The sequence below is a fragment of the Lysobacter sp. TAB13 genome, assembly GCF_052113885.1.
GTDB lineage: Bacteria > Pseudomonadota > Gammaproteobacteria > Xanthomonadales > Xanthomonadaceae > Lysobacter > Lysobacter gummosus.
Window position 1 is genome coordinate 12,443 of sequence record NZ_JBFRDR010000034.1, and the last position, 13,064, is coordinate 25,506.

10 protein-coding genes and 1 tRNA gene are annotated in these 13,064 nt (G+C 59.9%); 8 read left to right on the plus strand and 3 right to left on the minus strand.

Annotated elements, in window-relative coordinates; genetic code table 11:
- Positions 1-62: 62 nt before the first annotated feature.
- Positions 63-974, minus strand: a complete 912-nt coding sequence (ubiA, locus tag AB4Y92_RS24175) for a 4-hydroxybenzoate octaprenyltransferase (RefSeq protein WP_441821938.1) — start codon at positions 972-974, stop codon at positions 63-65.
- Between the two features lie 329 nt (positions 975-1,303).
- Here ubiA and AB4Y92_RS24180 point away from each other — a divergent pair.
- Positions 1,304-1,380, plus strand: a tRNA-Arg gene (locus AB4Y92_RS24180).
- Between the two features lie 246 nt (positions 1,381-1,626).
- Here the strand turns inward: AB4Y92_RS24180 and AB4Y92_RS24185 are convergent.
- Positions 1,627-2,280, minus strand: coding sequence for a response regulator (locus tag AB4Y92_RS24185; RefSeq protein WP_441821939.1), 654 nt, complete (start codon positions 2,278-2,280; stop codon positions 1,627-1,629).
- Positions 2,281-2,513: 233 nt separating this feature from the next.
- Between AB4Y92_RS24185 and AB4Y92_RS24190 the strand changes: the two genes are divergently transcribed.
- From AB4Y92_RS24190 to AB4Y92_RS24200, 3 genes are all read left to right on the plus strand, one after another.
- The gene (locus tag AB4Y92_RS24190; protein WP_441821940.1) at positions 2,514-7,865 is read left to right on the plus strand and encodes an RHS repeat domain-containing protein; all 5,352 of its coding nucleotides are present in this window, start codon (positions 2,514-2,516) and stop codon (positions 7,863-7,865) included.
- Positions 7,856-8,383 (plus strand): hypothetical protein, encoded by a 528-nt coding sequence (locus tag AB4Y92_RS24195; protein ID WP_441821941.1) that lies wholly within the window; start codon positions 7,856-7,858, stop codon positions 8,381-8,383. Before AB4Y92_RS24190 ends, AB4Y92_RS24195 begins: the two co-directional genes overlap by 10 nt.
- Positions 8,384-9,148: 765 nt before the next feature.
- Complete coding sequence (locus AB4Y92_RS24200; RefSeq protein ID WP_441821942.1) at positions 9,149-9,565, plus strand: hypothetical protein; 417 nt, start codon at positions 9,149-9,151, stop codon at positions 9,563-9,565.
- 486 nt (positions 9,566-10,051) lie between these two features.
- On the opposite strand, the gene AB4Y92_RS24205 is transcribed toward AB4Y92_RS24200, so the two are convergent.
- Entirely contained in the window at positions 10,052-10,978 is a 927-nt protein-coding gene (locus AB4Y92_RS24205; protein ID WP_441821943.1) for an NAD(P)H-binding protein, read from the minus strand.
- A gap of 124 nt (positions 10,979-11,102) precedes the next feature.
- On the opposite strand from AB4Y92_RS24205, the gene AB4Y92_RS24210 reads away from it, so the two are divergent.
- The 4 genes from AB4Y92_RS24210 to AB4Y92_RS24225 all read left to right on the plus strand — a co-directional run bounded on the left by AB4Y92_RS24210 (position 11,103) and on the right by AB4Y92_RS24225 (position 13,021).
- Entirely contained in the window at positions 11,103-11,546 is a 444-nt protein-coding gene (locus AB4Y92_RS24210) for a MerR family transcriptional regulator (protein ID WP_441821944.1), read from the plus strand.
- A 77-nt stretch (positions 11,547-11,623) separates the two neighbouring features.
- Positions 11,624-11,917 (plus strand): hypothetical protein, encoded by a 294-nt coding sequence (locus tag AB4Y92_RS24215; protein WP_441821945.1) that lies wholly within the window; start codon positions 11,624-11,626, stop codon positions 11,915-11,917.
- Positions 11,914-12,627, plus strand: a complete 714-nt coding sequence (locus AB4Y92_RS24220; RefSeq protein ID WP_441821946.1) for a type 1 glutamine amidotransferase domain-containing protein — start codon at positions 11,914-11,916, stop codon at positions 12,625-12,627. Before AB4Y92_RS24215 ends, AB4Y92_RS24220 begins: the two co-directional genes overlap by 4 nt.
- Before the next feature lie 112 nt (positions 12,628-12,739).
- Positions 12,740-13,021: a hypothetical protein gene (locus tag AB4Y92_RS24225; protein WP_441821947.1), complete on the plus strand. Its 282-nt coding sequence runs from the start codon at positions 12,740-12,742 to the stop codon at positions 13,019-13,021.
- The last annotated feature ends 43 nt before the right edge of the window (positions 13,022-13,064 follow it).

Genomic DNA, 13,064 nt, shown 5'->3' on the forward strand with positions numbered 1-13,064 from the left:
TTGCACGCCAGCGGCGCGGCGCTGTCATTGCCCGCGATCGCGGTTTCGGCGGATTTCGCGCCTCAGGTGGCCGCGGAGGTCGCGCGCAGGGCGTAGTCCAGCGCCAGGCCGGCGAAGATCGTCAGCCCCACCCAGTGGTTGTGCAGGAACGCGCGGAAGCAGGCCTCGCGTTCGCGATGGCGGGCGATGACGAACTCATACACCACCAGCGCGGCCGCGACCGCCAGGCCGCCGAAGTACCACATCCCCAGCTCCGCACGCTGGCCGACCAGACCCAGCGCCAGGAACATGAGCGCATACAGCACGCCGATCGCGATCAGATCCAGATCGCCGAACAAGATCGCGGTGGACTTCGAACCCATCTTCAGATCGTCCTCGCGATCGACGATGGCGTACCAAGTGTCGTAAGCGGTGGACCACAGGATATTGGCCGCATACAGCAGCCACGCCAGCGCCGGCACCTCGCCGCGCACCGCCGCGAACGCCATCGGAATGCCCCAGCCGAAGGCCATGCCCAGATAGACCTGCGGCAGATAGGTATAGCGCTTGAGATAGGGATAACTCGCCGCCAGCACCACGCCGACGAAACTCATCAGGATGGTCAACCGGTTCAAAGTCAGGACCAGCCCGAACGCCACCAGCATCAACACCGCGAACACCGCCAGCGCCTCGCGCCCGCGCACCTCGCCGGTCGCCAGCGGCCGGTGCTTGGTGCGCTCGACATGCGGATCGAGCCAGCGGTCGGCGTAATCGTTGATCACGCAGCCCGCCGCCCGGGTCAGCCAGACCCCGGCGCTGAACACGAACCACGTCCACAGCGGCGGCACGCCCTCAGCCGCGATCCACAGCCCCCACCAGGTCGGCCAGAGCAGCAACAGCCACCCGATCGGCCGATCGCCGCGGGTCAACTTCCAATAGAGCGACAGCCGCCGGCGCCAGTCCGGCGCGGGCATGGGGGGATGAGCGTGTTCCATAGGCGCATAGATTAGCGCGAGGGCTTCGCGGCATCTGCGTTGGGGGTGGGTTGGGGATGGGTCGGGTGTTTGGCCGGTGTGGGCGCGTTCGGGTGCGGCCCGGTGATGGCGGCCGCCGTCTGGTGCGGGTTAGCGGGCCTGGGCGCAAGCGGCCGGTCGCTTATAAAGCTACGTGTTTCAGGGCCGAACGCCTTCCGCCATCAAGCTGGTGCCTTCATTGCCGGCCCGCGAACCCGGGACCGTGCGGCCGCCCGTAACGCGACGTCACCCAAACCGCCGGATTCCGTTAGAATGCACGGCCGCACGACACCCTCGTGCGCACCGACAACGCGCCTGTAGCTCAGCCGGATAGAGTAGTGGCTTCCGAAGCCATTGGTCGGGGGTTCGAATCCCTCCAGGCGCGCCAGTTCCCAGCGGTGAACCCTCTCCGCTCTCCGCACGCCCCTCCGAAAGCCCCAGTCCTGGCGGCCTTCCGCGAGGGGCGTTTGGTTTTGGGGCCCCGGCCGAAATCCCCATTTCGGCGGTTTTCCTCTCTCTCCACCCCGTTTTTCTCCGGTCGGTTGGTCTAGAGACCAAGCTCTCGTGTGCGCAAAGCGCCAAAAACAAGGTGGATTTCAAAGGGCATCACTCTACGATTGGATTGACGTTTGGATCAGCCACCGCGATTCGAACGACCGGTACCGCTGCCCATCGGCGGAAGCAGGTCGCAATCCATCGCCAGCCGCGCCAAAGCGAAATCGCCGTGGACGCCCAATTTGGCCATGACCTTAGCCCGTACCGTTCGGGCGGTTGACTCGGTTAGCCCCAACTCCAAGGCGATCTCGCTGTTGCGTTTGCCCTGCACCATCAGCCTCGCGACCTCCAGCTGACGCGGACTGAGCCGGTCGAATGGCGTGGTCTCGAATAGAACGCGCGGGCCCAGTATCTCGTCCAGAAACCGGCGCCCGGCCGCGACCTCGCGCACAGCGCGAACGACCACGCTGCCGTCCCGGGCCTTGGACACATAGCCCATGGCCCCAGCAGCCAACAGGCGGCGCGGCACTGGGCCGCCGTCCACCACCGAGACGATGAGGATCTTCCGGTCGGGATCTTTTGCTAATAGGCGGCGCGTGACCTCCAATCCGTCCCAGTCCGGGAGATGGAAATCGCAAAGCACGACATCGGGGTCGCAGTCCTCAACTGCGCCAAGCGCGTCCATGCCGCTGGACGATTCACCCACCACGCTCAAATCGGCGTGTGTTTCCAGCACCCATTTCAAGCCGACACGTACCAGCGGGTGATCATCAATTAGAAACACGCGAATCATTTCTTCCCTCGGCAGCAACTACCGGGGACGGACTTAGCCAGTACGGCCGCGCCCTTATCAACACAATCATTTTGAATTTGCGTTTCGCCGATGCGAACTTCGGCGGATCGAAAATGCTCATAGACGAATGCTTATTCCATCCATAAGAACGCTGAATTCAAATCAGATTTCTCCTACATCAAACCCAAGCGCGCGCTGCTAGCGTTTCCACCTCACCCAATGCGGGCCGCAGAATGGAAAGCACTGACGATTCATTGTTTATCCACTTCGATGTCGTTTGCCTCGGGCGCAGGCAATGGCGCATCAACATCGAAGGCATCACATCGCCGGTTCCTTTTACGTCCCGCGATAGCGCAGCTGCGGCGGCCCGCGCACAAGCCCGGCAGTTTCATTTATTTCGAGGCCTGCCGACCCAGGTTCGGGTGACCGACCACGACGGCCAGCTCAGATGTGCTAATTGTTACAGCGAGCACGATGACTCCCCGATTGAGCGTATCGAGCTACCGTTCGCTTGCCGACCGAAGGTCTCACGCCCAGAGACGCTTGCCATGGACACTGGGTTGGAGAATGATGTCCGTCACCGCCACACGGACCCCGTGGCCCTGTCTCGCGCCGACATGGAAATGTCCTATGGTGCGCCTCGACCTGCCGTCATTGAACAGCCGCTCCTTTGGGAACGGCTCTGCGCACCTGTTCGTATCGCCTCCCTAGGCACAGGCCCTCTGCCTGTGCTGTTGCACCGCGCCAAAAGGAGTTGTCTCGTGAATGCAAGATCAAAGCGCTTTATCGCGCCAAAACCATTGCCTCATCAAAGCCCACCGGGCCAGAAGCTACGGCGCCTGTGGATGGCCGGAGTGACGCTGCTCGTCGCGCTCACCTCCATTGGGGCAGTGGCGCAAGAAACCGAGAAAGTCTGGACGACCTCCGACGCGGTTGGCAGCCCCTTCATAAGCGAGTACGAAGCCCAGGCCGCCATCAAAAGAGACGTTGTGGACAACGTGCCCGATGGCCCCATGCTCAAGTTCCGCAGTGAGGGCAGTTTGATTCTAAAGGATCGGACCCTCTACTGGTACGGCATCACGCCTATGCCACCGAAGACCGGGGAATGGGACTACTCATTCATCATGCCCCGCGTGTTCAACGCACCCTCCATGGACAGTGCGGTCGCGCAAACGAAGGCGTACTACGACAAAGAGAGTGTCGCCACAGGGTGCGCTCCCCACACGATTGTGCTCGTGCATCCGAGCAGCCAAAGGACCTTTTGGGACGATGGCGTGACTCTGCGGCAGGAATTCTTCCCCGTCACCGTGGTCTATCAAAGCGGATTGTCAGGTACCTGTACACCCATCACTTTTAGCGGCGACAGCTATGGTATCGGCGCCGGTCGCACTGTCGGCTGCCCCAGTTACCTGCAATGGGATCCTCAAAAGCAGGCCTGTTCTGGTGGGGGCCTGTTCGCCAGCGGCAATTCGGCCATTTACTCGGCACCGGTGCTAGCACCGGGACAATGCAAAGTCGGAAATCCCTGCGACCCATCCACCGGCGACAAGATGCAGCCGGAGACCGATTTCGATCTGGGCTGGATCAGCTTTACACGGTACTTCCACTCACTCACTTCGACGCCGATGGGTGGGTTCGGTGATGGCTGGACGCATTCGCACAACCTGCGCCTGACCGCCGGCAAGGACCCGACCAGTTGGGACGACACCGTGCACGTCGGCCTGGTCGAAGCCGATGGTTCCCAGATTTCATTCACTCCGGTGGGCGATATCTATGAGAGCGATGACGGCCGCGGCGATCGAGCCGTCAAAGATGGCGATCAATGGTGGGTCTATCGCAGCGACCGAGTGCTGCGTTTCGACGCCGATGGCCGACTGCTGGAACAGCGGTTCGAAAGCGGCACGTCGTTGATCTATGCCTACGACGCGGCGCGTCGGCTCAGCACTATCACCCACAGCAGCGGCCGTAGTCTGGTGTTCGACTATGCCGCCTCGGACGGCGACGCGCCCATCGCGGCGATCCGCTCGTCCGGGCGGGCATTGGCTACCTATGCGTATACCGCAGCCGGCCAGATCGAAACGGCGACCTATGCGAACTCCACGAATCGACGCTACCACTACGAGGACACGCGCTTTCCGCGCTATCTGACCGGCGTAACCATCGAGGGCGACAAGCGCTTCAGCACCTTCGTTTATGACGCCAAGGGCCGGGTGATCTCCAGCCAGCACGATGGCGGGGCCGATGGCGTGACGCTGAGCTATCCCGAAGAAGGAGGCTCCATCATCACCAATGCACTGGGGCAGCAGACCGCATTGGGATTGGCCAGCGCTCCCCCAAGCGAGGCGCCGCGCAAGATCAGCGACTTGACCGATAGCCGCGGTACGGCCGGAACTACGTACTTTGACGAAGAGACGGACTTCCGTCGTCGCGTAGCTACCACCACCGACCGCAAAGGCATTGTGACCGAGCATGCCTACACCGAAGCCAACGATCTGGTCACCGGGGCGCCGGCACGGACCCATACGGTCACCGAGGCCAAGGGAACACCCCAGCAGCGGATCAGCGTTGCCGTAACCGATGTGGCCAGCAATCGCCCGATCTTGGCGAAGGTCGGCAACCAAGAAACCCGCATCGTGCGCAACGCCCGCCTGCAGCCGGCCAGCGTAAGCGTGCGCGACACGGTCAGTAACGAAGTTCGCACCACGACCTACGCGTACTGCGAGGCCGCTGACGTCGCAGCCAGCAACAGCCCGTGTCCTGTGCTGGGCCTGTTGAAGTCGATGGACGGTCCTCGGACCGATGTTAACGACGTCACCCGATTCGAATACTACGGCAGCGACGACTCCGTCTGCACGACGACGCCGGAGCTTTGTACGTATCGCAAGGGAGACCTGCGTAAGACCATCGACGCGCTGGGCCGGGCGACGGAGATCATTGGCTACGACCCGGACGGCCGCCCGCTGTCGGTGGTGGATGCCAATGGTCTTGTTACCGACTTTACGTATAACCCACGCGGCTGGCTGACCACGACAAAGGTGCGAGGTCCGGACGATAGTAGCCAGCAAGACGACCGCATCACCGAGGTTGCCTATTACCTGGATGGCCCAGTTCAGACCGTCACCCTGCCGGGACAATGGCCAGTCAATTTCGATTACGACAACGCACGCCGCTTGAATTCCGTTAGCAGCAGCGGCACAGGTGACATAATCGACTACACGCTCGACAGCGCCGGCAACATTAAGAAGCAGGAGAACCGCACCGGCAGCGGCCAACTGACCCACACCTTGTCCCGGGTCTACGACACGCTGGGGCAGTTGATCACGGCCAAGGACGCATCGCAGAACCCGACCGGCTTCAGGTACGACGCCAACGGCAACACCGATTTGATCACTGATGCGCTGGGCCGCAAGACGAGTCAATCTTACGATCCGCTCAATCGCCTGTCTGAGACGTTGCAAGATGTCGGTGGGTTGGCGGTGAAGACCGTCATGGAGTACAACGCGCTCGATCAGGTCACCAAAATCACAGATCCCAAGGGGCTGAATACGGTTTATGCCTATAACGGCTTCGGCGATCGGACCAAACTGACCAGCCCGGACACGGGCGTCACCGACTACAGCTATAACGCCGCCGGTCTGCCCGCGACCAAGAAGGATGCCAACGATGCCGCCGCGCATCGTTATACGTACGACGTGTTGAACCGGCCGACGGCGATCTTCTACACGGCGACCGGTCCGGCAGATGTCGAGTACGACTACGACACCGTCAATACGGTCTGCACCACCGACGAAACCTTTGCCCTGGGTCGCGTCACCGCCATGCGCGCCGAAGGCACGGAGCTACAGTACTGCTACGACCGCTTCGGCCAAGTCGCCCGCAAGGTGCAGACGATCGCCGGCAAGAGCTTCACCCTACGCTATGCCTACAACAAGACGGGCCAGCTTCAGGCAATTACGTACCCCGATGGTGCGGTGGCCGACTATTGGCGCGACACCGTTGGCCGCATCCTGGAGATCTACGTCACACCGGCCAGTGGCGTTCGGACCAAGCTGCTCGGAAGCGCTATTTATCAGCCCTTTGGACCGTCGTTGGGCTGGACCTACGGCAACGGCCGCTACGTGATGATCGACTCGGACCTGGACTACCGCACCAAGTCCATCCGCGACATGGCAAGCGGTGGTTTGTCACTCGGCTATGTCTACAACCAGGTCGGTGAGATCAAGGAGCTGAAGGACGGCCTGCTGAGCACCAGCTTGGCGAAGTACGACTACGACACGCTAAGCCGATTGACGGCGACCCGCGACGGGCCGACGAGTACCGCGATCGAGACCTACGAGTACGACCTGACGGGCAATCGAAAGAAATTGATCCGCGGCACGGTCCAGGAGGATTACATCTATCCAACCACTAACCACCGCTTGGGCAGCATCAACATAGCGGGCGGCGGCACCGCCAGCCGCAGCTATAACGCTGTCGGCAATACCGTCGCCATCGGAGGTACTGCCAAGGAGTATGTGTACAACGCTAATGATCGTCTGACCCAAGTTAAGCAAGCTAGCGTGGTTAAAGCGAACTATCGCTACAACGCGCTCGGAGAGCGTGTCACAGCAACGAACGGCGCCACCAGTACCATCGATACCTACACACTATACGACGAGAGCGGTAACTGGATCGGCGACTACGACGTCGATGGCGTGGCCAAGCAGCAGGCGATTTGGTTCGGCGGTGTGCCCGCGGGCCTTCTGGTCGGCAGTGGTTCGACTCAGTCCCTGAAGTACGTTCAGACCGACCATCTTGGTACACCGCGCGCGGTCATCGACCCCGCCCGGGATGTTGCGATCTGGACCTGGAACGCAAAGAGCGAGGCCTTCGGCAACGACCCCCCGAATCAAGATCCCGATCTGGACGGCACCGCGTTCGTGTTCAACATGCGGTTCCCGGGGCAGCGGTTCGACGCCGCTAGTGGACTCGTCTACAACTATTTCCGCGACTACGATGCGGCCAGCGGGCGGTATGTGCAGAGCGATCCAATTGGACTTCGTGGTGGCCTAGCTCTATATTCATATGCTGGTGCAAGCCCCGTTACGACGGTAGACCCACTGGGGCTGAAGCCACGAATTTATGTTAATGGGAATAACATAAAGATAATTGAGCCTGTTAACTTCGGCATTGATCCGGGAGTTACTCCTGAAGCGGCACGAAGGGCGTTCGAAGAGGCAGAGAAAGTTTGGACGAAGAAAATTGGAAAGTGCAATGTTCGAATGCGGATCATCGATGGGCGAAATGATCCCAATGCTGTCAAAGTTCAATTGCGCCGTCTGGACTTATACGAAACAAATAATATGAATAACTGGTACATTCCAAATCCCTCGGATGGCCATTATTGGAACACTTTTGATTGGAGCACGTTCGGTCACGAAGTAGGACATGATTTGTTAAACTACCCTGACAATTTGGCTCCTCGGAAAGAGAGGCCAACAGTAATGGGAACTGATTACACCACGGTGCCTGCGTTCAGCGTTTCGGCGTGGGATATTGCGAGACTGCTTGAAAGGTGGACCGACAAGGAATGCGAATGCAATTGATCAAGTACATCGTGATAGGTGCCGTGTTGCTCCTGCCTGGGTGCACCAAGCCCACCCCTGATAATCAGGAGGTTAAGGGTGAGCAGTCAGCGAGCACCCGCCTTACAAACAGGGAGTTGCTTTCGACGAGCCTATATCCGCTGAGCACGTATTATGGAGTGTGCCTAAGGGACGCGGGCGTCGTTCGCGGTGCGCTTCGTAATGGTATGCGCGGTTATCCCACGGTTGGCGAATTGTCGGCTTACGGCGCGGAGTTGAAAATTGCTGTTGGCAAATTCGGCACTGAGCCGAAATCAACGTCAGAAAGGATTGCCTCCTCCCCAGGGCGGACGGTGCATGTGATTCAAACAGAAGGGAAGCGCAGCCTTTTGGTGTCCGATTTCGATGACTCTGGCAACATGGTCAGTGTTGAGTTCGAAAGCGCTGATCCCAAGGGGTATGGCGCCGCATTAAGCCTAGCCAATAATGTAGTTGCATGCAGTCTGACACCTGCTTCCATTGAGGCAGGACTTCAGTAAGTTTAACCCGTGTAAGGCGGAATGAATTCCGCCCTATAGCAACGTAAATACCGTCTTATCCAACTGCGCGTCGAACGGCCTGCCTGACTTGAACCCGCGTAAGGCGAGTCTCGACTCGCCGCATTGAAGTATTGAAGCCCCGCCAAGTGCGGGGCTTCTTGTTTTAGCCGCCTGAGTCGCCGTATTGCTCAGCGAGTTGCCGTGCGCGGTGAATCGCCCAGTGTTTCGTAAACATCTCGCAGCCATCTTTAGGGCCCCGGCAACGGGGCCTTTCTTTTTCCGCTTGACCGGGAGTTTACGTGGGACATCCTAGGCAGATTGATTTGCCGCCCTGACAATGGCGAATTACCCGAACGGGTTGTCGTCGAAGGTCTTCCTGCGTTGCACAGTCGAGTGCCGCACGAGGCGAGGATGCTCGCAAAATTCTTCGATAGCCTGTGTGCGGCCCGACCCGGCATCGAGGTAGTCATCCGCCTGCACTAGCGGCTTGCGCGCCATGTCTGGCATGTCTACGACAGCGCTCGGATGTTTTTACCGTACGCCTTAATCTCGTAAGGCACTGAAGTGAACAAAGGCCTGTCCCCAGATGCACCATAGCGGACAAAATATTCAAGGCGAAGCCGCTTCGCGGCCTCTGGTTGGCATTGATGACGTTGACCGCGGAATTTGGCGAGCCTAGAGCTTTCGAGTTCTAGCCAACCTCAGATTCGCACCAAGGGCTCGGTCGCCAACATGATCCCGTCACAATATGTCCAGGAGCCTTTCGTGTTTAGCCAGCTCGATGCCGAACTAAGTAAAGACACCAACCATGGCTACTGGTCCGAGCTAGGAATCAACGACTGCATTGAGATCCTGAGTGCCTTCAAAGCACGGGATTGGATCGAACTCGGAGACGCGGCACCCAGCCGGCCGACGGATTGGCTTGTCCGATGCGCCGACGCATTAGGCGAGCTTCCGACGAGGGACTCGCTCGACTGGCTGATGAAGGCTGCGATAGGCCACGGCAACGAGGTGGCGGAGGCAGCGCTGGAGTCGATTAATTCCATCATAGGCAGTGACCCACTCATTCACATCCATAAGCCGATCTTGATCGCATGGATCGAAAGCCTTCGCCCAATGGCTACTCGTCCTTACCTGCTTGCACTGGCTGCCCTTGACGCCAATTTAAAGCAGCGAGGTTGAGCGGACGGTGGGAGACAGGGTTCAGAGTGGACTTTCAAAGGCTCGCTCCTAGACCACACCATGGCGGACGGGCATTCAAGCCGAAGCCGCTTCGCGGCTCGGCTTGAGCGCTGCGGCTGACGGCGGAATTTACGGTGCCCACGGCTCCGGTTTTCAATCACATCGGGTCACATCGAGAAACAATAGGCAACCTCGATGGCGGCCCCCTGGCGTGCAGCGCCGACTAGCCGCTTGGTGCAATAGACGCGGCGAGCGCAGGCGCCTGACGCCTGCCGCGCCCTGCGCACCTAATCCGTCCCGAGTGGTACGAGCGTCCCCCGTCGCGCTCGACAGTCCCGTTCTCGCCAACTGTCGCCCGATGTGCTCGGGGCCAGCACCTCAGCCGGCATTGGAGTTGGAGCAGTATCGATTCTAGAGATAAGGCATACACGGCCGGCTTGTTCCGTCGCTCGACTGTCCGCTATCGGCCATTAGCGGATTCCCGGCTTAGCCCGCACTCCGGCGGATCAGATTGATCCCTTCTCGATACATCATGACCTCGAACTCAGGGAACCGGTGCTTGAACTTGCTTGAATCAAACAGGTTGGCCTGCTCGTAACGCGGGAGCAGTTCCCGGATTTCCCTCACTTCCGGCGAGAAGATGCCCGCAATGGCGAAGGCCCATTTCCCGATGACCTTGTAAGACATTGGCCTGTCGAACGCCTCGCAGGCCATGGCGACGAACTGCTTGTATGTCGGTCGAACGTCGCAGCAAGGCAGGTGCCAAGTCTGGCTGTAAGCATCGGGCGCGTTTCCAAGCGCAGCCAGCCCCCGACTCGCGTCCGGGGTCCAGATCAGCGTGCGCTTGGTGTCGTCGCGTATCGGAACGCGTGGCGACTTGCCTGCTTTCAACTTGTCGGTGATGAGGGCATTGGTGAAGCTCTGAGTCTTGCCCGGACCGTAGAACTCCGGCGCGCGACCAATGAGTACCGGAATGTCGCCGCGGATCATTTCCTCCAACACCATAGTTGCCATGCGCGCGCGCACCCGGCCCTTGCGACCGACCGGCGCGAAAGCCGTCTCCTCAGTCAGCAGCCGGCCGTCCTGCGGATACATGTAGGTGTTGTCGAAGTAGGCGAACTTCGCACCCGCTGCCCGGCAGGCGTCGAGGGCGTTCCTCAGCATCGTGGGGAACTGCTTCTCCCACAATTCGGTATCCGGCGGCAGGCCCGCCGTGAAATAGACGATGTTGCTGCCCTCAACCGCCTTAGCTGTCTGCCTGGGATCGAGGAGATCGGCGGACACCACGGTATCGGTATCGTTGACCTTCCGCGGATTGCGGCTGACCAGCCGCAAGTCGCTGGTGTAATTACCTTGCAACTCGCGCGCCAGTTCCACGGCGATCTGGCCGTTCGCGCCCAATATCGTTTGCATAGTTTTCTCTTGCATCTTGGCGGAGGCTCCGCGCCGAACGAGGCTCCATGACCATCCTGCTTGACCGGCCCGACACCGTAAGCCTAAAGTTGACTTTAATGTCAACGCGCTTCCGATGTGCGGTATGAAGATTGGTGAATTGTCGAAACTCACTGGCCTGACAGCGTCTCGCATCCGCTTCTACGAGAGTGCTGGCCTGCTCCGTGCGGTGGCACGTCAAGCCAACGGTTATCGCGATTACCCGCCCGAGGCGGCCTCGGTGCTGGAAACCATCGACAGCGCCCAACGCGCCGGCTTCTCACTGGAGCAGATTCGTCACCTGCTCCCTCTCGGCGATGGCAGTTGGGATCACGAGAAATTGCTGATGGCGCTTAAAGCCAAGGTCGCCGAGGTCGAGGTGTTGCAGAAGCGCCTGAAGCAGAACAAGGCGCAATTGCTGGTCGCCATCGACAGCATCGAGAATCGGCCGGACAGCATCGACTGCGAGGACAACCGGACACGGGTGTTGGACCGACTGCGCAGCAAGGGCGTGGTGGCATCTCGTCGCAAGCCGGCTCGTGATGGCTGAGACAGCGTCCACGGCCTTGACCTTCAACCGTGGTTGAACCCTAGCCTACGAGTCGGGTAATTGACGAGGCGCCGACGGTGGAACAGGAATTCACGGAAGTCGAGTTCGGAATACATAAGGTACTTGTGCCGTCGAGCGGGTATTACGACCGATTCCGCATGAGTCCGGATCTGGATGAGGTGGCCCAGGATCCGGCCGCGGGCATTATCGAGTTCTTCCGCCGCATCCCGAAATCGATGGTGGCGACCCGCATCGGCCCAGCTTGGTCGCCCCATTTCTACTACCGGACCAGCAGCGTTCAATTGCTGTTCCTGGCGCCGTTTGCACGCCTGCGCGCAGCCCCGCCCATGAAGAGGAACCATCGCACATGACCCGACGCATCCTCCATGTCGTCAGCAACATCGCCCACTATGACGATCCGTCCCTCCCAACGGGTTTATGGCTGTCGGAACTGACCCATGCCTACGATCTCTTCGAGGAGAAAGGGTATGAGCAGCGCATCGTGAGTCCGAAGGGCGGCGTATCGCCGCTCGAACCCCGCGCTCTCAAATGGCCCCTCCTGGATGCCTCCGCCAAGGCATGGCTCAACGACCCGAATCGGATGGCCTTGCTATCGAACACCGCCTCCCCCGATGAGATCGACCCCGCGGATTTCGACGTGATCTATTTCACCGGTGGACACGCGGTGATGTGGGACTTCCCGGGCAGCATCGGACTTCAACGCATCACTCGGGACATCTACGAGCGCGGCGGGATCGTCTCTGCGGTATGCCATGGCTACTGCGGCCTGCTGAACACGATGCTGTCCGATGGCTCGCTACTGGTCGCAGGGCGCAAGGTCACTGGCTTCTCCTGGCGGGAGGAAGTACTCGCCGGCGTTGCGAAGGACATGCCGTACAACGCCGAAGAAGAGATGAAGCGGCGCGGCGCAAGATACGAGAAGGCGTTTCTACCCTTCGTTCCGAATGCTGTCGTCGATGGCCGCCTGATAACCGGCCAAAATCCGGCATCAGCGAAGGTGACGGCAAAGCGGGTTGCGGATCTTCTGTCATCTTCGGGTGGGAACGGTCAGGCAATGTGAGCGGCAAAGCAGAGTCAAAACCGCCCGTCCCGACGGATGAGGATGCGGATCTATGTCAGAGTCAGGCCGAAGCCGCTTCGCGGCTCGGCTTAATTCAGGGATGAGGCGTCACATGGAAAAATTCTCGCGACCAGAGCTGCGGACTGATTGGGCATCCGTTGTCGTCGGTGGGATGCGCCTTGAGGTATCGGCAACAATTGATGGACCGGAGCACCAGCTGGTAACCATTCTTGCAGATGAGCACGACGAGGCGCTGTGGGTCCAGGTATATGTGGGCGACATTGCTGTGCAAATACCAGCCGCTCTTTTGCGTAAGGCGCTTGATGATGCAGTCGGTGAGGTTCATTCGGAGAACTGGTATGACCGCAATGAGCCTCCCGGGCGTGACGCCTAACAGTTCATTCAAGCCGAAGCCGCTTCGCGGCGCAGCTTAGTCA

Bases quoted from the DNA above. Each gene is read 5' to 3' on its own strand.
- AB4Y92_RS24220 (WP_441821946.1), top strand. From the start codon at position 11,914: ATGACCCGACGCATCCTCCATGTCGTCAGCAACATCGCCCACTATGAC.
- AB4Y92_RS24205 (WP_441821943.1), bottom strand. From the start codon at position 10,978: ATGCAAACGATATTGGGCGCGAACGGCCAGATCGCCGTGGAACTGGCG.
- AB4Y92_RS24185 (WP_441821939.1), bottom strand. From the start codon at position 2,280: ATGATTCGCGTGTTTCTAATTGATGATCACCCGCTGGTACGTGTCGGC.
- AB4Y92_RS24190 (WP_441821940.1), top strand. From the start codon at position 2,514: ATGGAAAGCACTGACGATTCATTGTTTATCCACTTCGATGTCGTTTGC.
- AB4Y92_RS24195 (WP_441821941.1), top strand. From the start codon at position 7,856: ATGCAATTGATCAAGTACATCGTGATAGGTGCCGTGTTGCTCCTGCCT.
- ubiA (WP_441821938.1), bottom strand. From the start codon at position 974: ATGGAACACGCTCATCCCCCCATGCCCGCGCCGGACTGGCGCCGGCGG.
- AB4Y92_RS24210 (WP_441821944.1), top strand. From the start codon at position 11,103: ATGAAGATTGGTGAATTGTCGAAACTCACTGGCCTGACAGCGTCTCGC.
- AB4Y92_RS24225 (WP_441821947.1), top strand. From the start codon at position 12,740: ATGGAAAAATTCTCGCGACCAGAGCTGCGGACTGATTGGGCATCCGTT.